The organism is Novosphingobium profundi, assembly GCF_020524485.1.
Lineage (GTDB): Bacteria > Pseudomonadota > Alphaproteobacteria > Sphingomonadales > Sphingomonadaceae > Novosphingobium > Novosphingobium profundi_A.
Genome location: NZ_JAIVLF010000001.1, coordinates 311329 through 333304, shown reverse-complemented (window position 1 = coordinate 333304; position 21976 = coordinate 311329). Strand labels below are relative to the sequence as shown.

Here is a 21976-nt window from a genome sequence, read left to right as displayed (position 1 = left end):
TTGCCGTTTTAAGACATCTGTTCTGTCAAATATCCGCCATATAATTCACAATTAGCACAGATGTTCCGCCTAATCGCGGACCAGTTGGTACAGCCGTTCCGGAAACGCGGCGCTGCCCGGCTGCTGGCCCTCATTCCCCAGAGCCATCGCCTCGCCGATCAGCGCCATGGTGAACGCCTGGCTGCGTGCACGATCCCCCTCGCCGTCGACCAGGGGGGCGACCTGCGCGTGAACATTCTCCGCGCGCCTTCGCCGCATGTCGATCGCAAAGGGCGTGAGGCGCGGATCGCGCAGGGCGCAGAGCGCCATCTCATGGGTCAGCAGCAGCACCTGGCGTCCTGCGCGCGCATCGCCGGGGCGCCCCAGCGACGCGCGCATACGCCGGTAGAGTTCCTCCACACCGCCCAGCACCAGATCGCGATGCGAGAGAAAATGGTGCGTCAGCGTGGAGAGAGGCACCCCGGCCGATGTGGCGATCTGGCGAAACGAGATCGCCTCCACCCCATCGCGGGCCATGGCGTCGGCAATCTGCCCCGCCAGCGCGGCCTTGGTGCCCTTGATCTCGCTCGCCCCCTCAAGCGCCGCCTGCGCCGGACCGGCCAGCTGCGCAATGAGGTGGAGATGCCAGGCACTCGACGCGCTGCGACCTTGCGCCCCGGCAGGACGCAGCAAGGCCCGCAAGGTGGACTGGCGCAGGAGCCGGTAGTCGCGGCTCTGCCCCAACAGGACACTGAAGACGCGCTCATCCACGCAATAGCCCGCGATCCGGCGCACCAGTCCCCGGGCCTCGGGAAAGCCCTCGAACAGCCCCTGCCAGAACCCCTGGTCGTGCGCCCACAACCGCGCGCGCAGCGGCTCGAGTGCCGGATCGCGATGGGCCTGAATGTAGATCTCGGCCATGACGATTGCCGAAACGCGCCCCTCCTGAGACACCTCGTCAAGGACCTGCGCGACGATGTCGGTCACGCTGGCAGGGTCCAGCTCGGGACAAGGGGCCAGCTGCGTGCGCCACTGGTCGCGGCGCGCATCGATGATCTCGCATTCGCGCGCGACAACAGCCTCCAGCAGCGCGGCCTTGTCCCCGATCTGGTAGCGGATCTTGCCGACAGACATCCCCGCCTCTCTCGCAACGAGACGCAGACTGAAATGGTACAGCCCTTCACGCGCCAGAACATTTCGTGCCGCATCAAGGATTTCGTCGCGATCCCGGGCCTTGGTCGAGGAGCTTGTCATCGCGGTTACGGATAGTGCGATCCTGCGATTTTCCAAGCCGGGACTTTGCCCGTCGTGGTCCGATGGTGTCCGCCCAGATGCCAGCGGCGGGCGCAACGCAGCGTGCAACGATTGACGCTGGCGCACGGTTTTCCTAAGCGCGGAGCATTATCAACCCACGGGGTGTCCTGGCGCTGTCAGGGCTGAGAGGCGGATCACGGCGCATTCCCGCGCAAAGTCTGCAAACCCGCGAACCTGATCCGGTTCATGCCGGCGGAGGAATAGGGACCATGCGACAACGCGCCGCACGTCACGCCACACGTACGTCTACCATCTTCACGGTTCTGGGCGCAGGCCTTGGCCTGGCCGCCCCCACCCTTGCCCATGCCGAGGAGGCCGTGGGCGAGGATCCCATCGTCGTCACCGCGCGCGGCCGCCCCGAGGCGCAGATCGCGGTCCCCGACACCATCACGGTCTACACGCAGGACGACATCGCCCGACGCAAGCTGACCACGATAGACGACTTCATCGCCGCAACGCCGGGCGTGTTCCTTATCAACGACCAGGACCCGGGCACCAACATGATCTCGGTGCGCGGGGTATCGACCAACCGCAACCAGTCGCCTTCCATCGCCTACGTCGTGGACGGCCTCGCGCTTGCCGATTCCGAGCTCTTCACCCTGCGCACTTATGATGTCGCGCGCGTCGAGATCCTGAAAGGGCCGCAAGGCGCGCTGTTCGGACGTTCGGCTTCGGGCGGCGCGGTGGACATTGCCACCAATGATCCCACCGACGAGGCGGGCGGCATGGCCTCGCTGGGCATGGGCAACGGCTTTACCTGGACCGCGGACGGCGTGGTCAACGCGCCCGTTTCCGAGCGCGTGCAGCTGCGGCTGGCGGGCTCGTACCGCAATTCCGACGGCTTCATCCGCAACAGCTACCTCGACAGGAAGGTCGACGGCTTCACCAGCCGCAACCTGCGCCTCAAAGCCAAGATCGAGACTTCCGAGACGAGCACCCTCAACCTGCGCCTTGCCTGGGCCGACGAGGATGGCGGCGCGGCCTATATCTCGTCCGAAAACGTCACGGGGCGCAACGGCGGGCGCCTCTCCGGTGCGATCCTGACCGATCCGCAGGGCGACTTCGAGGGCCGCTTCGCACGCAAGTGGTGGGGCGCGCAGGCAACCTTCGCGCAGGACCTGGGCGATACGCTCCAGCTCACCTGGTCGGGCGGCTATGACAACTACCACAAGGATTTCACCGAAGAGCTCGACTTCCGCCACGATACGCCCGTCACACTGGACGGCGTGCCGCTCTTCCCGGACGGCATTCAGCCGATCTCGCAGCCGGTCGACATCGAGGCCTGGACCAGCGAACTGCGCCTGACTTCGCAAGGCGTCGGCCCCCTGCGCTGGCATGCGGGCGTGTTCTTCCAGCGCCTCGAACGTGACCGCACCGACGATCTGGGCCCGCTGCTGTTCGGCGCCGAGCCGCAGCGCGCCGAGACCCGGAGCAACCAGATCGGCCTCTTCGCGCAGGCCAGCTACGATGTCCTGCCCACCCTGGAGGCAACGCTGGGGCTTCGCTACGACCGCGACCGGCGCAAGGAAGACACGGTCGGCACGGACACTGCCACCACCACCGCCCGCCGCGCGCAGACTTTCGACAAGTGGCAGCCCAAGCTCTCGCTCGCCTGGCGCCCGAGCCAGGATTTTACCGCCTATGTCACGGGCAGCGTCGGCTTCAAGGCGGGCGGCTTCAATCCACTTCCCGGCCCCTCGGACATCTGGACCGCGAACTTCGCGGCCGAAACCGTCAAGTCGCTGGAAGCAGGTATCAAGGGCCAGCTTGCCGAAGGGCGCGTGCGCCTTTCCCTCGCAGGCTTCGTGACGGATTACAGCAACTTCCAGAACACCGTGTTTCTGGGCAATTCGGTCGTGCTCTCGGTACCCAAGGTCAATGTCCACGGGCTGGAAGCCTCCGCGCAGGCGGACCTTGGAGAAGGCTTCCGCCTCGATGGGGGCGCAGCCTGGACGCACAGCCGCACCGGCACCTACATCACCCCTAACCCCACGCCGGAACCGGGTGAGCCTGACCTGGTGGATCTCACCGGCAAGCGCACCCCCAACGCGCCCGACTGGACGCTGAACGGCGGCATCGGCTGGGAAGGAGAGGCCGGGCCTGCCAGGCTCGACGCGCGCCTCAGCGTTGCCTACGTCTCGCGCGTGGACTTCGAGATCGACAATATCCTCCACACCCCCGGCTACGCCTCGGTGGACGGGCGGCTTGGCATCGAACTTGGGGCGTGGAACCTGGAAGTCTGGGCCAAGAACCTCTTCGACAAGCGCTGGGCGATCTCCGCCTTCGGCCAGCAGCAGTTGCCGCTGCTCCTCGGCCTTGGCCCCAACGGCCCGTTCGACAGCTTTACCATCAACACCGGCCGCCAGTTCGGCGTCGGCGCCACCCACCGTTTCTGAAGGACGCTCCCATGAGCTTTTGCGACACGATCTGGCAGGACGTTGCCCCACTGCGCCGTGCGATCCTGGACCAGCCTTTCCTCGCCGAGCTCGCCGATGGCTCGCTCGCGCCGGAAAGCTTCCGGCACTACATGCTGCAGGACAGCCTCTATCTTGCCGAATATGCGCGCGCTTTGGCCATTGCCTCGGCCCGCGCGCCCACGGCCACCGCGCGGCTCGAATTTTCCGACGGCGCCAAAGTCGCGGTGCAGGTGGAACAGGCGCTGCACCAGGCCTTCTTCGAAAAGTTCGGCGTCACGCCCGAAATGGCGCGCGAGGCCGAGCCCACCCCCGTATGCCTTGGCTACACCAGCTACCTCACCGGCCTTGCCGCAACGCGCAGCTACGAGGAACTGATCGCGGGCATCCTGCCCTGCTTCTGGGTCTACTGGGAGGTCGGCTGCGACATCAAGCCGCGTGCGGCCTCGCCCAACCCATATGCCGCCTGGATCGACACTTATGCCGATCCCGGCTTCGGCGAAGCGACCGCGCGGGTGCGCGCGCTGGTGGACGAGGCCGCAGCCAATGCCACCCCGGCGGTCCGCGCCGCGATGGAAACGGCCTTCCGCAACGCCACGCGCTACGAGTGGATGTTCTGGGATTCGGCCTACCGGCGCGAGACCTGGCCGATCTGAGCCTTGCGCCCGATCGGCCAGACGTGATGATGCACGGGAAAGGGCGCGCCTACCAACTGACGCCGATCTTCCCGAAGTGGGCCCCGCTTTCCTCGTAGCGGAAGGCCTCGGCGAGGTCTGCGAGCGCGAAACGACGGTCGACATGGGGCTTGATCCCCATGACCTCGATGGCGCGCACGAAATCGACCTGCTCGCGCCGGCAGCCGACGATCACGCCGTGCAGCCGCACCTGCTTGGCCATGAGGAGCCCGGTCGGAACCTCGCCGCCCATGCCGGTCAGCACGCCGATAAGGGTGATGTGGCCGCCGATGCGCACCGCCTGGAGCGATTGCGCCAGCGTGGCAGGGCCGCCGACCTCGACCACATGGTCAACGCCGCGCCCGCCTGTCCAGGCAAAGACCGCCTCGCCCCACTCCGGCTCACTGCGGTAGTTGATCGTGTGGTCCGCGCCCATCGCTCGCAGCTTTTCCAGCTTTGCATCGGAAGAGGAGGTGGCCACGACCCGGGCCCCCATCGCCTTGGCAATCTGCAAGGCCCAGATGGAAACGCCGCCCGTGCCCATGACCAGGACCGTGTCGCCCGCCTTGAGGCCCCCTTCGACGATCAGCGCGCGCCATGCGGTGAGGCCTGCGGTGGTGATCGTGGCGGCCTCCACGAAATCGAGGCCTTCGGGCATCCGGGTGAAAGCCGTCGCGGGGCGCACGACCAGCTCCTGTGCGAACCCGTCGATGCCGTCTCCGGGGACGCGTGCAAAGTCGCCCACGGCGGGCGGCCCGTCCTGCCAGTCCGGAAAGAAGCACGAGACCACGCGGTCGCCTTGCGCGAATGCGTCCACGCCCTCGCCCACCGCCTCGACGATGCCCGCACCATCGGCGAGAGGAATGCGCCCATCCTCGGCAGGCGTCGCGCCGGAACAGACGAGGTAGTCATGGTAATTCAGCGATCCGCCATGCAGGCGCACGCGGATCTCTCCGGGGCCGGGCTGGCCGGGATCGGGAAGGTCGACGCATTCCAGCGTGTCGAGGCCACCGGGCGCCTTGATTTGAATGGCTTGCATGGATCGTACTCCTCATTGGCTCGCCCGATCAGGTAGGTATCGCAGCCCCGGCTTCAATGCAGGCACGATGGAGTGCCCCCACGCTTCGATGCGGCGCAGGCGCTCAGGCGCACGGGCGGGGCCCCGGCGAAAAGCCCGAGCCGGGCAGCTGCGCCGCAGCGGCCAGGGCATTGATCACGATGCGCAGGCGCGGCTGCTCATAGCGTGAGCTGGGCCAGACGAGGTGGATCGGCATCTCGGCCCCTGCACATTCCTCCAGCACCGGCACGAGCGCGCCAGCGGCAAGTTCCTTCTCGATCAGCCAGTCGGGCAGTTGGGCCAGCCCTTCCCCTGCCAGCGCGGCGGCGAGAATGGCCTCGCCGTCGCTGAATTCATGGCGGACCTTCACTTCCTGGACCACTTCGCCCCCGGCCTTGTCCTTCAGGAGCCAGACCGGGCGGGGAACCCTGCGCCAGCCGATGATGCAATCGCGCTGCGTCAGCTCCTCAGGGCGCATCGGCGCGCCATGGCGGGCCAGATAGTCCGGCGAAGCGCAGATCAGCAGGCGCTGCGTGCCCAGCCGCCGCGCGGTCAGGTCCGCATCGTTGCCGAGCGTGCCAATGCGCACGGCCAGATCGATCCCCTCCTCGATGACGTTTGCCGTGCGCTCGGTGAACATAACCGAGAGGTCGAGATGGCGGTACTGCGCCGTTAGCTCCAGCAGGATCGGCATCACGTGCCTGCGCCCGAAGGCAGCCGGCAGATTGAGGTGAAGCGTACCCACCGGCGTGTCGCGGCCCGAGGCCATCGCCAGCTCGGTCCCGTCCAGATCGTCGAGAATCCGCTGGCACGCCTCGAGGTAGACCTGCCCTTCCCCCGTCAGGGTCAGTCGCCGCGTCGTGCGGTGCAGGAGCTTGGTTCCCAGTCGCGCCTCCAGCCGGGTGACGCTCTTGCCCACGGCCGAGCCGGTGACGCCCAGTTCGCGCGCGGCCGCCGCAAAGCTTCCGAGGCGGACAGTCGTGACGAACTCGGTCAATCCGGCAAAGCGATCCTGCACATCCATTCCGGAACTGTGGGATCGAGTGAATGGAATAGCAAGGGGATTATCCTCCAAGAATTCCACTCTAGGTAGAGCGCAACGCTTCGCCCCTTCCTCTCCCGCCGCACTTTTCAGGATACCCATGACCAAGCTTTTCGAGCCCTTCGACCTCTCCGGCCTCACGCTGCGCAACCGTGTCGTCATGGCGCCGATGACCCGGGCCCGGGCGCTCGACACCGTGCCGAACGACCTGACCGTGGAATACTACAGCCAGCGCGCGGGCGCGGGCCTCATCATCAGCGAAGGCGCGCCTGTGTCGCTGGAAGGCTGCGGATACCTCTTCAACCCCGGCCTCTACACGGCCGAGCAGGCCGCAGGCTGGCGCCGCGTGACCGACGCCGTCCACGCAAAGGGCGGGCGCATGTTTGCCCAGCTCTGGCACGTTGGCCGGGTCTCGCACACCTCGATCCTGGGCGAGGGGCAATCGCCTGTCTCGTCCTCGGCCACCGTGGGTGAAAATGTCTGGGCCTTCGGGCGCGACGAGGACGGCGTTGCCAAGAGCCTGGCGGCAAGCCCGCCGCGCGCGCTGGAAACCGAGGAAGTCGCTCGCATCACGCGGGACTTCGTGCGCGCCGCGCGCACCGCCATCGACGCCGGTTTCGATGGGGTCGAGCTGCACGGCGCCAACGGCTATCTCTTCGAGCAGTTCGTCAACGGCGCGCTCAACCAGCGTGAGGACCGCTACGGCGGCTCGATCGAAAACCGCCTACGCTTCATGCTCGAGACGCTCGATGCGATCAGCGCGGAGATCGGCAGCAACCGCGTGGGCGTGCGCGTCTCCCCGTTCGGCCGCCTCTTCGGCATGGAACCCTACGCCGATGAGGCCGAGACCTGGGTCACGCTGGCGAGCGAATTTGAAAAGCGCAGTCTCGCCTATGTGCACCTCAGCGACCAGCTGACGATCGGCGCGGAGAAGATGCCCGAGACCTTCGCGCGCGATTTCCGCACCACCTATACCGGCACGCTGATCGCGGCGGGCGGCTTCGAGAAGGACAGCGCCGAGGCCGCACTGCAGTCGGGCGAGCTTGACCTTGTCGCCTTTGGCCGCCCGTTCATCGCCAACCCCGACCTGGTCGAGCGCATGCGCGCAGGCCACCCGATCAAGCCCGCCGACCGCGCCACCTGGTACGGGGACCTCGGCGCACGTGGCTACACCGATTACCCCACCTGGACCGAAGAGGAGGCCGCCCAGAATGGCTGAACCTGACACCCCTCACGAGAACGACCGCGACACAGCGCCGCTGCACCTCAGCCTGCTAGACTATGCGCCGGTCGATGAAGGCCAGAGCCCCACAGATGCCTTCGGCGCCTCGCTGCGCCTTGCCCAGCTGGCCGAACAGGAAGGCTTTCACCGCTACTGGGTGTCCGAGCATCACGGCATCTCGGCGACGGCCAGCAACTCGCCCGAGATCCTGATGTCGCATGTCGCCTCGGGCACCTCGCGCATCCGCGTCGGCTCGGGCGGGGTGCTTCTGCCGAACTACTCCAGCCTCAAGATCGCGGAGAACTACCAGCTTCTCGAAGCGCTGTTCCCCGGCCGCATCGATCTGGGCTTCGGCCGCGCGCCGGGCGGGGACCAGCGTATCAGCGGCGCGCTCAACGATGAGAAGGCGCGCCCGCTACCCTACCCGCAGAAGGTGTCCGACCTGCTCGGCTTCGTGACGGGTTCGCATCCGGCCGGATCGCGCTATTCGGGGATGAAGGCCCGGCCCGAAACGCAGGCCCCGCCCCAGCCTTTCGTGCTGGGGGCCTCGGGATCGACCGCACAGATCGCGGCCGAGGCGGGCCTTGGCTTCACCTTCGCGCACTTCATCAATCCCACGCGCCGGGGGGCAGATGCCAGCAGGGTCTATCGCGAAGCCTTCCGTCCCTCCCACTTTGCCCAGCGTCCGCAGGTCATCGTGGCGGTCTTCGTGGCCGTAGGCGATACCGAGGAGGAGGCCGCCGCGTATGCCGATGCATTCCACCTGTGGCTCACCCACGCCGAGAGCCACACGCAGTTCGACCGCGTGCCCTCGCTGGAGACGAGTGCGGCCCACGTCTGGACGCAGCAGCAGCTTGCGACGCGCGCGGGCAATGAAGGCCGACTGATCTCGGGCACGGCCGCGCAGGTCCTCACCCAGCTGCGTGCCCTTGGCGAGGCCTATGGCACCAACGAAGTGATGATCAACCTGATGATGCCGGGGGAGGCCGCGCGCACCAACGCCGTAAAGGCGTTGAGCGCCGCGCTGCGGGCGTAAGGGGCGCTCAACGCATTCATCCGATGAAGGAGGCCGACATGAACGCCATCCCCACGTCCCAGCGCCATCACATCGCCCTCTCCCTCGCCCACCGGTGGTTTGCCTTTTTCGAGGCGCCCGGAGGCGACATGGCAGCGCATCTTGCGATCTTTCATCCGCACGTGCGCCTGTCGGGCCACCGCGGGCAGCGCCTCTTCGCACAGGATCACGAGACCCTGCGCGCGTGGTTTGCCGCGGTTCCGGACGAAGTCAGCTCGCACCATATCCTCCACTCGGTCTACGAGGACCTTGGCCCGGATAGTGGACGCCTCGCGTTTCTCGTCGCCTACCAGGCGCCGGGCGCGGAGGGCGCGGTGCGCGGCTCGATCATCAGCTACGAAACGCAGATCGCGTTTGATCGCGAGCCCCGGTTCCTGGCTCTCGACAAGACACCGACCCTGCCCAGCACCCGGCCCGTCTTCGAGTCGTCCTGGGCCAGCAACCGCGTGCTCGCGCGTCTTCACGCCGAACTGGGCGGCCTTGGCGAGGCTGATGATGCAAACGGGCAGGCCCTGCGGTCGGCCATGGGGAACAACGTCCAGGCCCTGTCCGTCCTGACGAACGCCCCGGACGGCAGTTGCTCCTACGAGGCTCTGGCCTCCTGGATCGGCGGCACCCCGTCCACGCCAACATCACTGCGCCTCGCCGTGTGCGACGATGTGCGCGCCCCTCTCCCGACAATCCAGCCTCTCAGGGCCACCTGAGCCCCACCGGAAGGTCCACGAAACCATGCACGACAAGATCCAGGCGCTGCTCGACAAGGACGAGATCCGCGACCTACGCATCCGCTACTCCCACCTTCTCGACGGCAACCGTATCGACGAACTCGACACGGTGTTCGCCGCCGACGCCGTCGTCGAGGTGACGGTCGGCCGGATGGAAGGGCTGGATGCGATCAAGGCCGGACTGAAAGAGGCCTACGCCCTGTTCGACCGCGACGGGCGGGGCCACTACCCCTTCCTGCATCCCATCGCCAACCACCTGATCGAACTGACCGGCCCCGACACGGCACAGGGAACCTGCTATCTGGTCGATTTCGAGACCGCCTCCAAGGCCGATCCCAATCCCCTCCTGCTGCTGGGCCTCTACGCCGATGAATACCGGCGCATCGACGGCGCCTGGCGCATTACCCGCAGCCAATTGGAAGTCGTCTGGCCGACACTCGAAGCTCTCGAAGAGAGCAACGGCCCGGCGTAAACTCCGCCCCGATACCGGATCTCGACCCCGCGCCTCCCCCCTCCCGACGAGGCCGAGACCGGTATCGGCTTTCTCTTCTGAACACGGCGCAAGCCCTGTCCCCACGAAAGCGGCGCGCACGAGCGCCCAAAATGTGCTACACTGCAAAGAAAACGGCCGGGCCGCAAAAATATCCATCGAGTAGTTATAGTTAGAACTGCCTTGGGAGATATTTCGCGATGCCAGATGCAGCCAGGCAAAGCGGCGGATGCCCCTTCATGGCCCGCCACGACCAGACCCCCGAGATGGTGTCGGACGATCCGCTCGCACACATCAACGCCGGAAATTTCGCGCGCGCCATCGCGATCTACCGCGCCCGGGACACAGACGGCACGTTGTCGGCCGAAGACTGCGCGCTGGCCGCCCACGCGCTGCGCAACACCGGGGAATTTGGCCAGGCGGCGGACTGGTTGCTAAAGGCGATAGACCTTGCCCCGGAGCATCGCTTCGCCGCATCCTGGCGCGCGCAGGTCGAGACCAACCGCATCGATGAACGCAGCGGCGCCGGGATCCTGCGGCCAAACACGCTGAGCGAAAGCTACCTGCGCACCGACCCCGAAGACACCTATCGCGACAATCCCGCAAGCTGGGTCCTGTGCACCGACTTCCAGCGACCGGGCGACTACATCCCGCCCCAATCGGTGCGCGACAAGCTGCGCAACTTCAAGGATTCGCTGGTCTCCCTCGCGCTCGGGCCGATTGGCGAACTGGCCAACAGCGGGGCTACCCCCGGCAATGCAGGGCGCTGGACCCAGCGCCGCCTCAGCATCTTCCGCCTCGCCGCGCTGGGGGCTGCGCGCACCTGGATGGCCAGGCGCGAGCGCGATCCCGATGGCGAGCATCACGATATCGTCGGGCAGCTTGCACGGCGCAAGGACCTGCCCAAGTGGGCAAATTCCGGCTTCAGCCCCGACGGCGCCCATGTCTCGGACCAGTTCGGCCCCGGCGAGGGGCGGGTCGGCCAGTCCTTCGTCGACCATGGCATGCCCGAGAACTACCGCCCCCAGGACCGTTCGCACGACGCCAACCTGCCCAGTGAGGCCGCCGTGGCCAGGGCCTTCGGCTACCGCAATGGCACGACGCACGAGGCCATGACCGCCAGCTTTCATGCCGCCGCCCACCTCCAGCAGCTTGTCCACGATGTGGCCCAGACCGCGCCGGACAACCAGCGCAAGCACGCCATTCCCATCGATCCCGACAGCGAACTGGCCGCGCTGGGGGTGACCCATAACTGGAGCCGGGCCGATGCGCCCAATGTCCTGCGCCCCGATGGCGAGGGCATGCACGGCACCACCGTGTGGTGGGACATGAGCCACATCTACGGCAGCGACATCGAGACACTGGCCGCGATCCGCTCGTTTCCGGACGGCGGCAAGGTGCCCGGTGGCAAGATCTACCTCGAGGGCATGGACGCGGCCGGGAACGGGGGGCTTTTCCTTCCCACCCGTGAGGTCGCGGCCGGCGAGAACGGGCGCGCGCGCCGCCAGATCCTGACCGGGTTCGGGCGCAACATGACCGCCCCGCTCGAAGCCGAGCACACGCTCTATGCGCGCCACCACAACTGGGTCGCCGATATCCTGAAGGAGCGCTACCCGGACTGGTCGGACAACCAGATCTTCCAGATCGCGCGGCGCGTGGTGACGATGACCTACGCCAAGATCCACACCGGCACCTGGACGCACACGCTGTTTGCCAACGAGGCGGTGGTGAACGGCCTCAACGCCAACCTGTTCGGCCGCGCCGAGCGCAAGCTTCCGCACTTCGACAAGAAGATCTACCGCCCTGAACAGGGCACCGACCCCATCGCGCACGGCATCGCGGCGGGCAAGGTCGACAAGGACAAGCCCGAGATCAAGGGCAACTTCTTCAGCAAGGCCTATCGCTTCGGCCACCAGATCTGGGTCGACCAGCTCCACTGCCCGCCCATCGGGGCCAAGCCCGATGCGGACACGCGCCGCGTCAACATGAAGGAGCTGCGCGAGCTTGACGGGCACGAGTTCCTGCGCCGCGAAGGCCTGGGTGCGGTCTACTACTACATGATGCACACGAGGCTGGGCGCGCCTGTTGCCGGCAACACCGCGGACTTCTTCCGCGACATGGCCAGCGAAGAGGGTGTGATGAACATGCTCGAACAGGAGATCCGCAAGGATCGGCGGCGCGGCACCCCCTCCTGGACCGACTACCAGAAGGCCCACAACATCCCGCCGAGCGAAACCTGGGAGCACCTTTTCCTCGATCCCGAAAGTCCGCAATCGCAGGCCACCATCGCCACCTTGAAAGCGCTCTATCCCGATGGGATCACGACGCTCGACGCGGTGATCGGGCTCACGCTCAACGAACACCGACCCGAGGGCCTTGCCATTACCAACGAGGGGTTTCAGACCTTCGTGCAGGAGGCGACCAGCCGCATCCGCAAGAACCCCTACCTCACCGAGAAATGGCGCCCCGACGAGGTCGGCTGGACCGCGATCAACCTTGTCGAGGCGATCGACAAGGAGAAGCTGCTCTACCTCCACTGCCCCGAGCTGCGCGACTGGCTGCTAAACCGCGAGACGGTGAACAGCTACGAATATGCAGGCACGAACCCGCGCGACAATCCTGAGGAACACCCCCTCGAAAGCACCGGCATCATTGTCTGGGGCGAACAGAACATGCACGACTTTGGCCTCGGCGATGCCTGGAAGGACGCGCATTTCCACGCGGGCGTCCCCAACGACATGCTGCGGATCGAGCACGGCGAAGAGACCTATGTCGTCGATCTCACCGACAATCAGGTGCTGGCCGATTTCGAAGGCGAGGGCCGCGTCCATGGCCGCGATGTCCTGTTCGAGGACCCGCCCGGCGTCACGCGGCGCGAACTGCTCGCAGCCGCAAAGGCGATCCGGGATACAGCGCGGTATCCCTGGCCGGGCTTCGAAGCGCCCGGACATCCCGGCTTCGTGAGCGGTTGGCGGCTTAGCCAGGACGAAGTCGACACGCTCAAGCGCTACAAGGGCGATGCTGAAGGGCGCGGCGTGCAGGCGCGCCTGACCGATCTGGAAAAGCACCTCGTTCCCTTCAACCTTGCCGGGAGGAGCCCAACCATCGGCTTTTCGCAGAACCTGCACGGCTGGCGCACGCTCGAGAAGAGCGGCGCGCGGGCCCTGTTCCTCACCCTCGGCTCGATCTTCACGTTCGGCGGCCTCTGGAATTTCGTGACCGGGCGCGGCATCCCGATGGACGCCATGGCCCGGCGACGGCCCGCGCAGCGTACCGGGATCTTCGATGCCCAGGGCATGATCGACGAGGCCCGGCTGGCTCAATACCTTGCCGATCTGCGCGCGATGGCCGGGCCGAGTGAGACGGGCGCGATACCCGAAGAGGACTTCATGGCGATGCTCAAGGCGAAAGGCGCCCTCGACAGCCTGACCCGCAAGCAGTGGGGCTCCTACTTCCGCCTGCTCGAACGCGCAGGGCGCGCGCAGGCGATCACGCCCGAAGACTTCGAGGGGCTCTACCGCAACACGCTGATCCCGGCGATGTTCGAGAAGCTGGAGCGCACCTAGCGCCGGATCAATCGAAGCGCTCGTCCCCCGTAGGTTCGATGTGCGCGACCGCGTTGTTGGCCTGCCGGAAACGCGCCAGTTCGGAATAGATCCGGCGCCGCGCGCGGTTGAGGTTGCCGAGCGGACGGTGCGCGGCGATGCAATGCCAGGGGTTGTAGGAAAGGTTGCGCGCAAAGGCCATTTGCGCCGGTGTATCGAAGACCTGCCGGGGAATACGCAAGGTGGCCACCGGCACCCGGGGGGAGAGTTTCTCCGGCCACAGGATGCCTGCGTGTTCGATCGGCATGCGGCGCGCGTCGGTCTGCACCTGTACGGTCATGGTGAAGGCGACATCCTGGCGCGCCAGGGTGCGGGCCATGTTCTCGCGCAGATAGTGGTCCGAGGGGCGACGTGGCAGGCCCTCGACTTTCATGTCGACCTTGCCTTGGGGCACGAAGGCGTACTGCATCGCTCTCCCCTCCCCCAGAAAATAGGGCACGCAGCTGTAGTAGGCCGTGCCCAGCGGATTGCCCTGCGTCCGGCTCCAGAGCCCCTGCATCAGAAGGTCGAACACGTGGGGACGCGGCCCCAGGAAGTACCACAGGGGCAACTCGCGCAGGCTCCAGTACTGCAGGCAGACGTTCTCGCGCAGCGTAGGCGTGGTGAAGGTCGGGCAGCTGATCCCGGTGAGGTCCTGCGTGAAGCGCTCGTCCTCCATCAGCTTGGGGCCGGGTACGTCCATCAGCTTCACGCCGATGCTCAGCACGCCGACATCATCGATATCGGGCGGGGTGTGCGGGCCTGGTCCACCCAGCCGCACCCAGGCCGGGTAACTGCGCTCAGCAGCAAAAATCCCCTTTCGCAAGGGCTCGGGCAGATCGGCATGCACCACCAGTTCGCCGCGCACCACGCCATGTGTCTTGGTGTTGCCGCCGCGCTCCATCTCCCTGGGCGCAAAATCCTGCGCCATGTGCTGGCGCATGTGCGTGATGACCTGCTCGAGCAGGCGCTCTTCATCGGGGCCTACACGCTCTTGCGCCAACGCCAGATCATCGCCCCGGTACCACAGCAACGTGAGCTTCTGGACCAGGGCCGTGCCTGGCCGCTGCAGCAAACCATCAAGCGCAGGACGTAGCCACGGATCGATCCGCCGCTCGGCACGGAGCGAATATTCCAGGAAATTGTGCAGCCAGCGCAAAGTCACGACAGCCCTCCCTGAACCATGACCGGGCATGATCAATTGTACACATTAGAGAAACGTGGCACTTTTGTCATCACACAACCATGTCGAGTCGGCCCGTAGAGACCTCCAGTGCTCTTTGGCGGGGATCACATATCCGGGAACGACTTGCGCTTTGGGGAGGCAAGATCATGACCGTGACTGTCGCGGACCTGCTCACCAAGACCGGCGAGGAACTCGACGCGCTGTTCGCAGCGGCCCCGCGCGGCGACATCCCCGATGGCGAGACCAAGGGCACGGCCATCATCGCGGCCGGGACATCCTACAGCGACGAGGTTGCGAAACTGGTCGAACTCTTCGCCTGGCAGGGCAAGGTCTTCGATGCCGAGCACGGCTTCCTGCGCAACTACATCCTGCCCTTCGGGATTAAGGCCATCGTCGCCAAGGTCTATTACGGGCAAAGCTGGATGGACCAGAAGGACTGCATCGTCATCGACTATTCGGAAACCTCGCTGGTGGCCGCGCGCGTGCGTGACGAAATCCGTCTGGTCGCGCCCGGCCTCTTCCTCGGCAAGGTCTACTGGGGCGACAAGGCGCTGATCCACTTCGCGCTCGAGGTCTAGGCCCGTGGCGCGCCAGTCGCTCCTAGCCGTGGCCGCCACCGTACGCGATCACGCGATCCCGGAGCTGGAGGCCCTGCTGCGCACGATGACCCGCGCGCCGGAAGCCCCCGGGCAGGCCGATCCGGACAACCCGATCATTCCTTTCGGCCAGATCGAGGGGGTCCATTTCCTGCGCTTCGTCCTCCTGGAGGACCCCTCACTTCCCGACCGCGCGGCCTACCCCCGGCTTCCGGCCTACGAGCCGACCCGGCTCATGCTGATGGTTGATGGCGACGGGTCGCCCGAGGACATACTGCACCGGCTGCTGCGCACGGCCCGCGAGGGCCTCGTGCGGGTCTTCATCCATTGCGATGCCACGGTCACCGGCACGAACATCGCGGCATGGATGGATCGCCACCGGGTGAGGTCGGCCGCGAACTACGTCAACTGGCCCGGGCGCAGCGCGCGTCAGGTGCGCGAGGAAGCGCGCCTGCACGAGGCCTGGCTCGCGGTGCGCCTGGCCCATCCGGACACGTCTCCCGAAGAGCTCTGGCCGCTTTTGCGCGCGGCGGCCCAGGATCTGCCCCTCTCCCCCCCGGTGCGCCCTGCGCTGGCCGAGCGGCTGGGCAACCTTATCCACCTCCTCTCCCTTCCCGTGCTGGCCCTGCTGAGCCTGCCCGTGCTGCTGCCCGCACTTCCCGTCCTGATCGTGATGCTGCGGCGGCGCGAGACGCGGGACCGGGTGATCGCACCGCGCCCCTCGCGCACGCGCAACGCAATGCTTTCCTCGCTCGAAGACCACGATGTCACCAACCCCTACAGCGCCATCGGCAGTCTCAAGCCCGGACGCTTTCGCCGCTGGCTGGCCATTGTCATCCTGTGGATCATCGACTGGGGCGCGCGCCATATCTATCGCAGCGGACGCCTCGCGCGCGTGAACACCATCCATTTTGCCAGCTGGACCTTCCTCGACGACAAGCGCCGCGTGTTCTTTGCCAGCAATTACGACGGCAGCCGCGAGGCCTACAACGACGACTTCATCAACAAGGTCGCTTTCGGGCTGAACCTCTCGTTCTCGAATGGCCTGGGCTATCCCCGCACCGACTGGCTCGTGCGCGGCGGCGCCCGGCACGAGCGCGACTTCAAGTGGTACCTCTTCCACCACCAGATCCCGACGCAGCTCTGGTACAACCCTTTCCGCGGCCTCACGACTTACGACATGGCGCGCAACGCCCGGCTGCGCGCGACGTACGAGCGGCGTCCGACAGGCGCGGAACTGGCCCGCTTCGTGGCCGAGATCTGACGCGATGGCGGTGGACAGGGACGATGTGCAGGCGCTGGTGCGGTCCGGGTTCGGATCGCTCGGCAGCGCGCGCTACATCCTTGTGCGGATCGTCGATGCCGCGCGGGCCAAAGCCTGGTTGCGCGGGCTCGTCCCGACACGGGCCAGCGAAGTCGGAGGGGGCCGCGCACTGGAGACTGTCCTGCAGGTCGCCTTCACCCGTACAGGTCTACGCGCGCTGGGCTTTACGGCGGCCGAACTTGAGAACATGGCCCCGGAATTCCTCGACGGGATGGCCAGCGATGCGCGCCGCTCGCACCGGCTTGGCGATGTCGGTGAAAGTGCGCCCGCACATTGGGCATGGGGTACAGGCGCGCGCGAGCCCCATGTGCTTCTCCTCCTGCTAGCCGGGCCGAACCGGATCGCAGACTGGGCAAGCCACGTCGAGCGCGACGCGCGCGCCAACGGATTTCTCCTCGTGACCACCCTGGCCAGCAATCCCGGGCCCGAAGAGACAGGCCCAGCACGCGAGCCTTTCGGCTTTGCCGATGGCCTCTCGCAACCGGAGATCGACTGGGACGCCAAGCACCGGCCGAGCGCCCGCGCCGATCGCGCGTACCGCCCCCACATCGCGGCGGGCGAAGTGCTGCTGGGGCATCGCAACGAATATGGCGCAATCGCGGGTGATACGACAGGGCCGCTGGTCCAGCGCAATGGCAGCTACCTTGTCTATCGCCAGCTCGCGCAGGACGTCACCGGCTTCTGGGGCTGCCTGCGCGCGGCCGCGGGGCCCGACGGGGCGCAGGAACTGGCCGAACGGATGGTTGGACGCTGTATCGACGGCGCGCCCCTCCCCGGACTGGTACACGGGCGCGGACTGGAAGACTTCGATTTCCAGAGCGATCCGCTGGGGCTCCTGTGTCCGCTGGGTGCTCACATCCGCCGCGCCAATCCCCGCGTAGGGGATGATCCCCTGGGCCCTCTGGGTATCCTGGGCAACCTGCTTTCGACCGCAGGGCTGCTGGGAAACGCGGCGGGCGATGCGGTCGCCAGCGCACGCTTCCACCGCCTACTGCGCCGGGGCCGCCCCTATGGCGCGTCCATGACGCCCGAGCAGGCCATGCGCCCGGGTCAACCCGAGACAGAGGCCGGGCTGCACTTCCTGTGCCTCAACGCCAGCCTCGCGCGGCAATTCGAATTCGTGCAGGGGGCTTGGCTCATCAGCCCGACCTTTGGCGGCCTTTCGCAGGAGGGCGACCCACTGATCGGCGATCGCTGCCCATTTCCCGACGACCGGCGCACCGACCTGTTTCGCTATCACGATGCCGAGGGCATACCCCATATCGCGCAGGGGATGGACCGTTTCGTCACGGTGCGCGGCGGGGCCTACTTTTTCCTGCCGGGCATCGAAGGCCTGGCCTCGATCACCGCGCGATAAGCCGGTCTAGACGAGGCCGTAACGGGCGCCCTTTGCCGCCGCTTCGGCGAGGGTGAGTGCATCCAGCTTGCGCTTGAGATTGGCCGCATGCAGATCGACGGTCGGCACCGCGATCCCGAGGCGATGGGCGATTTCCTGGCGCTGCAGACCTTCGGCCAGCCAGCTCAGCACATCCTGCTCGCGCGGGGTCAACTTCTGGGAAAAGCCGTCGATCTGCGCCTCCAGCACCGGCGCGATCCGGTCGAGCAGGGCAAAGGCGGCCAGTTCCAGTTCCGGCATCAACGCCGTGATGTGGCCACCTGAACCCCGCTCTCCGGCAAAGACGAAGCCGAAGAAGCGCCCCCGATGGAGCGGCCCTGCGCCCGATGTATCACCGATCAGCGCCATGCCCTCGACGATGCCGTGGCGCGCGCACTCCTGCTGCACCGGCACCGAAGCGGGATTGAAGGCCGCGACCTCGTCAAGGGCAGGAAGGCCAATGGAAAAGCGGGCCACCGGCGCGCGCGTGGTGAGCTGCGCGGACTTGCGCATGACATAATCCTCACCGGCGAGTTCCTCGGTGAACTCCTCCTGGAAGGGAAGCGGGAGGCGGGACCCGCTGAAGGTCCCCGCATAGGCCCCGCCGTCCCTGCTCCTCCGGAAGCCGCCGAAGTTGCAATGCGCGACCCCCACCGCATCGAGGTAGCGGTAGAACGAGCCAATGGCCGCGTCCCGGCCTGCGGTATCCTGCACGCCCACCTTGCCACGGCGGGGCAGCATGGAGGTCAGGAACGCGGCGAGATGGGGCGACATGGCCGACACCTGTCAGGCCGTGACCGGCTGATCGTCCACGACCTTGCGGATCCAGCGGCGGAACCGCAGGATGTTGGGCGAGGTCCAGCGGTCATCGCGTGAGAGCAGCGCGTAGCTGCCGAAGCTGACCGGCTGGAACGGGGTCTGCGCAGGCATGACCCGGACCAGCCGTCCGGTCGCCAGTTCATCGTGCAGCAGCATGGTGTTGACGAGAGCAATGCCCTTGCCCCGGCAGGCCGCGTCGATGGTGAGGTGCGCGTGCCACAGGCGCGGACCGCTCAAACGCTCGGGCGGCGTGATCCCCTGGGCGAGCAGCCAGTGATGCCACTCGGCCCCGTCCTCCTCGTGAAGGAGCGGCAGGTCCAGGAAATCCCCGGCCTCCCGGATCGGGGCGACGCTGGCCAGAAACGCGGGGCTGGCTACGGGGAAGACCTCGGGGCGGGCGATGTCGAGGCGGCGCACCTCGCGCGGGATCTTCTCCTCCTCCCAGGACCGCACGTAGCGCACGTCGCAGTCCACGTCCTTGCTGCGGAAATCCGGCCCCACGTCGGCGGGACGGAAATCGACGTCGAGGTCTGGGTTCTCCTCCAGGAAGTCCCCCAGGCGTTCGGCCAGCCAGAGCGAGGCGAAGCCCGGGATGCACCAGACGCGCAACGTGTTGTCGGTGCCTTCGCCCAGCAGCGATCCGGTCGAGCGGGCGATGATCGAGAGCGCCTTGGCGACCTCGCCGTGGTAGACTTCGCCCTGGTCGGTCAGCCGCCGGTCGTTGCCGTAGCGCAGCACCAGCGGCGCGCCGACCCAGCCCTCGAGCGAGCGGATATGGCGGCTCACCACGGCATGGTCGATCATCAGCTCGCGGGCGGCCCGGCGAATACCGCCCAGGCGTCCGACGGCTTCGAAGGCGCGCAAGGCGGCCAGCGGCGGGTACAGGCTCGTATCGGTCACGACTACCTCTCTCAAATTCTTGTGTGCCCCGCGTGTCGGTCGAAGACCGCAGGCAGGTATCAAGCCCTTCAAGAAGGCATCCTCTGCCCAGGCAAGGCGCCGCATTTCGAAAATTCGCAAGCTGAACTGGTGGCCCCTGCGCACCGCATCATGCATTCAAGGCAACTTGCTGACAAGAATTCTATGCGCCTCAATACATTCGAACTTATTTATTCGCGAAACCTGTGCACTATTGCGCAATCGCGGTGCAGGACGCGCGGGGGAAACGGGGAATGGCGATGGACGAAAGCGAACACGAACGGCTGGGCATGAACCGGCCGATTGCCCGGCGTAGCTTCATCGGCGGCGTGGCCGCGGGCGGTGCAGGGCTTGGCGCGCTGTCGCCGCTGGCGCGGGCCAGCGAGCCCCTCCCCGCAGGAAGTGCACGCCCGGCACCTGCCCCCGATGCCTCCACCTATCCGCCCGTGCGCAGCGGCCTTCGCGGCCAGTATCCCGGCTCCTTCGAGAGCGCCCATGCCGTGCGCGACGGGGACTTGGGCGCGGACTTGAGCGCGGACATGGCCGCGCGCGATATCGGTGAACACTATGATCTCGTCGTCGTGGGCGGGGGCATCTCGGGCCTGTCCTCGGCCTGGTTCTACCGCAAGGCGCTGGGCCGGGACATGCGCATCCTCGTCCTCGACAACCATGACGACTTCGGCGGCCACGCCAAGCGCAACGAGTTCCACCACGAGGGGCGCACCATCCTCGCCTTTGGCGGGACGATGAACATCGAGAGCCCGTTTCCCTACAGCTACACCGCCAAGGCGCTGCTGGCCGAACTGGGGATCGAGCCCAGGACCTGGGAACACTACCGCCGCGAGGACACCTACAAGGGCCTGTCGGGCGGCGTCTTCTTCGACAAGGAAAGCTTCGGGCGCGACGCGGTTGCGCCGGGCTACGGCGCGCTTGCCTGGGAAGACTTCTTCGCGCGCGCGCCGATCCGCGCCGACATCCGCGCCGAGCTGACCCGGCTCTACACCGCGAAGACGGACTACCTGCCCCATCTCGATCCCCTCGCCAAGGCCGAGGCGCTCAAGCGCATCAGCCTTCAGGACTTCCTGCTCGGACCCGCGGCCATGAAGCGCGAGGCGCTGCCCTTCTTTGCCGGGATGGGCTTTCGCAACAACAAGCGCGTGGACACCTGCCCCGCCTACGAGGTCGCGCACCTGCCGATCTTCGATGGCATGGAGATCGCTGGCCAGATCCGCATGCACTGCGACGAGTTCCACTTTCCCGACGGCAACGCCTCGATCGCGCGCCTGCTCGTCAACCGGCTGGTGCCCGGAGCCCTTCCCGGGGTCCACGACCAGGAGAGCATCGTCACCGCGCGTGCGGACTACAGCCAGCTCGACCGCCCCGGCGCCCCCACGCGCCTACGCCTGGGCAGCACGGCCGTCCATGTCGCGCACATCGGCACGGTCACCGCCGCAACCGAAAAAGCCGTGCGCGTGGTCTACATGAAGGACGGCCAAGCCGCCTCGGTCACCGCCGCAAACGTGGTGCTGGCCTGCTTCAACAACATCATCCCCCATCTCGTGCCCGAACTACCGGACGCGCAGAAGGCGGCGCTGGGCGAAGCCTCGAAGGTGCCGATGCAGTACACCAACGTGCTGGTGCGCAACTGGGAGCCCTGGCGCAAGCTGGGCGTGCGCAGCCTGATGGTGCCGAACGGCTATCACACGCGGGTCGGGTTGGATTACCCCATGGCCATCGGCGGCTATGCCAGCGCCACCCGGCCCGACCAGCCCGCCATCGTGACGATGATCCGCAATCCCAACCAGCCCGGCCTGCCGCGCAAGGAACAGCACCGCGCCGGGCGTCACGACATGCTTGCCACGCCGTTTGAGACCAGCGAGCTGGAAGTGCGCCGTCAGTTGCAGCGCATGCTGGGCAGCGCCGGGTTCGACGCCGCGCAGGACATCCTGGCGGTCACGGTCAACCGCTGGCCCCACGGCTATGCCTATACCTACGACACCCTGGCCGATCCCGACGTGCCCGAAGCCGAGCGCCCGCACGTCGTGGGGCGCCGTCCCTTCGGGCGCATCGCGATTGCCAACGCCGATGCAGGCGCGGCGGCCTACACCAATGTCGCAATCGACCAGGCCGAGCGCGCCATTGGCGAGGTTCTGGTGAGCCGCGGGCTGACCTGACCCTTTCG

Annotated in this window: 17 protein-coding genes and 1 riboswitch; of the genes, 11 read left to right on the top strand and 6 right to left on the bottom strand. The window is 66.8% G+C overall.

The window, feature by feature from the left end:
* Positions 1-69 precede the first annotated feature (69 nt).
* On the bottom strand, positions 70-1233 hold the full coding sequence (locus tag LC060_RS01400; protein WP_226632053.1) for a TetR family transcriptional regulator: 1164 nt from the start codon (positions 1231-1233) through the stop codon (positions 70-72).
* A gap of 148 nt (positions 1234-1381) precedes the next feature.
* A riboswitch (TPP riboswitch) is annotated at positions 1382-1511 on the top strand.
* On the opposite strand from LC060_RS01400, the gene LC060_RS01395 reads away from it, so the two are divergent.
* The gene (locus LC060_RS01395) at positions 1503-3689 is read left to right on the top strand and encodes a TonB-dependent receptor (protein WP_226632051.1); all 2187 of its coding nucleotides are present in this window, start codon (positions 1503-1505) and stop codon (positions 3687-3689) included. It overlaps the preceding riboswitch by 9 nt.
* An 11-nt stretch (positions 3690-3700) precedes the next feature.
* A complete protein-coding gene (tenA, locus tag LC060_RS01390) occupies positions 3701-4363 on the top strand; it encodes a thiaminase II (protein WP_226632049.1) in 663 nt (220 codons plus the stop codon).
* A gap of 49 nt (positions 4364-4412) precedes the next feature.
* Here tenA and LC060_RS01385 read toward each other — a convergent pair whose 3' ends face one another.
* Both LC060_RS01385 and LC060_RS01380 read right to left on the bottom strand, forming a co-directional pair.
* Positions 4413-5420 (bottom strand): zinc-dependent alcohol dehydrogenase family protein, encoded by a 1008-nt coding sequence (locus LC060_RS01385; RefSeq protein ID WP_226632046.1) that lies wholly within the window; start codon positions 5418-5420, stop codon positions 4413-4415.
* Between the two features lie 103 nt (positions 5421-5523).
* Entirely contained in the window at positions 5524-6462 is a 939-nt protein-coding gene (locus tag LC060_RS01380) for a LysR family transcriptional regulator (protein WP_226632044.1), read from the bottom strand.
* Positions 6463-6580: 118 nt separating this feature from the next.
* Here LC060_RS01380 and LC060_RS01375 point away from each other — a divergent pair, with 118 nt between their 5' ends.
* From LC060_RS01375 to LC060_RS01355, 5 genes are all read left to right on the top strand, one after another.
* A complete protein-coding gene (locus tag LC060_RS01375; protein WP_226632043.1) occupies positions 6581-7699 on the top strand; it encodes an alkene reductase in 1119 nt (372 codons plus the stop codon).
* On the top strand, positions 7692-8738 hold the full coding sequence (locus LC060_RS01370) for an LLM class flavin-dependent oxidoreductase (protein ID WP_226632042.1): 1047 nt from the start codon (positions 7692-7694) through the stop codon (positions 8736-8738). The genes LC060_RS01375 and LC060_RS01370 overlap by 8 nt, the downstream gene beginning before the upstream one ends.
* A gap of 38 nt (positions 8739-8776) precedes the next feature.
* A complete protein-coding gene (locus tag LC060_RS01365) occupies positions 8777-9481 on the top strand; it encodes a hypothetical protein (RefSeq protein WP_226632040.1) in 705 nt (234 codons plus the stop codon).
* 25 nt (positions 9482-9506) lie between these two features.
* Positions 9507-9974: a nuclear transport factor 2 family protein gene (locus LC060_RS01360; protein ID WP_226632038.1), complete on the top strand. Its 468-nt coding sequence runs from the start codon at positions 9507-9509 to the stop codon at positions 9972-9974.
* A 257-nt stretch (positions 9975-10231) separates the two neighbouring features.
* On the top strand, positions 10232-13558 hold the full coding sequence (locus tag LC060_RS01355) for a peroxidase family protein (RefSeq protein ID WP_226632036.1): 3327 nt from the start codon (positions 10232-10234) through the stop codon (positions 13556-13558).
* A gap of 7 nt (positions 13559-13565) precedes the next feature.
* Here LC060_RS01355 and LC060_RS01350 read toward each other — a convergent pair whose 3' ends face one another.
* The gene (locus LC060_RS01350) at positions 13566-14741 is read right to left on the bottom strand and encodes a hypothetical protein (RefSeq protein WP_226632034.1); all 1176 of its coding nucleotides are present in this window, start codon (positions 14739-14741) and stop codon (positions 13566-13568) included.
* Between the two features lie 167 nt (positions 14742-14908).
* On the opposite strand from LC060_RS01350, the gene LC060_RS01345 reads away from it, so the two are divergent.
* Genes LC060_RS01345 through LC060_RS01335 form a run of 3 tightly spaced genes read left to right on the top strand, consistent with a single transcriptional unit; the run spans position 14909 to position 18039 of the window.
* Positions 14909-15340 carry a hypothetical protein gene (locus LC060_RS01345; RefSeq protein ID WP_226632033.1) on the top strand — a complete coding sequence of 144 codons (432 nt, stop codon included), beginning with the start codon at positions 14909-14911 and terminating at the stop codon, positions 15338-15340.
* Between the two features lie 4 nt (positions 15341-15344).
* Positions 15345-16622 (top strand): hypothetical protein, encoded by a 1278-nt coding sequence (locus LC060_RS01340; protein WP_226632031.1) that lies wholly within the window; start codon positions 15345-15347, stop codon positions 16620-16622.
* Between the two features lie 4 nt (positions 16623-16626).
* Positions 16627-18039 (top strand): Dyp-type peroxidase, encoded by a 1413-nt coding sequence (locus LC060_RS01335; RefSeq protein WP_226632028.1) that lies wholly within the window; start codon positions 16627-16629, stop codon positions 18037-18039.
* 6 nt (positions 18040-18045) lie between these two features.
* Here the strand turns inward: LC060_RS01335 and LC060_RS01330 are convergent, their stop codons facing one another.
* Positions 18046-18831 carry a response regulator transcription factor gene (locus tag LC060_RS01330; protein ID WP_226632026.1) on the bottom strand — a complete coding sequence of 262 codons (786 nt, stop codon included), beginning with the start codon at positions 18829-18831 and terminating at the stop codon, positions 18046-18048.
* Positions 18832-18843: 12 nt separating this feature from the next.
* The gene (locus LC060_RS01325) at positions 18844-19776 is read right to left on the bottom strand and encodes a LysR substrate-binding domain-containing protein (protein WP_226632024.1); all 933 of its coding nucleotides are present in this window, start codon (positions 19774-19776) and stop codon (positions 18844-18846) included.
* Between the two features lie 272 nt (positions 19777-20048).
* Between LC060_RS01325 and LC060_RS01320 the strand changes: the two genes are divergently transcribed.
* Positions 20049-21968: an NAD(P)-binding protein gene (locus tag LC060_RS01320; RefSeq protein ID WP_226632023.1), complete on the top strand. Its 1920-nt coding sequence runs from the start codon at positions 20049-20051 to the stop codon at positions 21966-21968.
* The last annotated feature ends 8 nt before the right edge of the window (positions 21969-21976 follow it).

Bases quoted from the DNA above. Each gene is read 5' to 3' on its own strand.
- LC060_RS01400 (WP_226632053.1), bottom strand. From the start codon at position 1,233: ATGACAAGCTCCTCGACCAAGGCCCGGGATCGCGACGAAATCCTTGAT.
- LC060_RS01395 (WP_226632051.1), top strand. From the start codon at position 1,503: ATGCGACAACGCGCCGCACGTCACGCCACACGTACGTCTACCATCTTC.
- tenA (WP_226632049.1), top strand. From the start codon at position 3,701: ATGAGCTTTTGCGACACGATCTGGCAGGACGTTGCCCCACTGCGCCGT.
- LC060_RS01385 (WP_226632046.1), bottom strand. From the start codon at position 5,420: ATGCAAGCCATTCAAATCAAGGCGCCCGGTGGCCTCGACACGCTGGAA.
- LC060_RS01380 (WP_226632044.1), bottom strand. From the start codon at position 6,462: ATGGATGTGCAGGATCGCTTTGCCGGATTGACCGAGTTCGTCACGACT.
- LC060_RS01375 (WP_226632043.1), top strand. From the start codon at position 6,581: ATGACCAAGCTTTTCGAGCCCTTCGACCTCTCCGGCCTCACGCTGCGC.
- LC060_RS01370 (WP_226632042.1), top strand. From the start codon at position 7,692: ATGGCTGAACCTGACACCCCTCACGAGAACGACCGCGACACAGCGCCG.
- LC060_RS01365 (WP_226632040.1), top strand. From the start codon at position 8,777: ATGAACGCCATCCCCACGTCCCAGCGCCATCACATCGCCCTCTCCCTC.
- LC060_RS01360 (WP_226632038.1), top strand. From the start codon at position 9,507: ATGCACGACAAGATCCAGGCGCTGCTCGACAAGGACGAGATCCGCGAC.
- LC060_RS01355 (WP_226632036.1), top strand. From the start codon at position 10,232: ATGGCCCGCCACGACCAGACCCCCGAGATGGTGTCGGACGATCCGCTC.
- LC060_RS01345 (WP_226632033.1), top strand. From the start codon at position 14,909: ATGACCGTGACTGTCGCGGACCTGCTCACCAAGACCGGCGAGGAACTC.
- LC060_RS01335 (WP_226632028.1), top strand. From the start codon at position 16,627: ATGGCGGTGGACAGGGACGATGTGCAGGCGCTGGTGCGGTCCGGGTTC.
- LC060_RS01330 (WP_226632026.1), bottom strand. From the start codon at position 18,831: ATGTCGCCCCATCTCGCCGCGTTCCTGACCTCCATGCTGCCCCGCCGT.
- LC060_RS01320 (WP_226632023.1), top strand. From the start codon at position 20,049: ATGGCGATGGACGAAAGCGAACACGAACGGCTGGGCATGAACCGGCCG.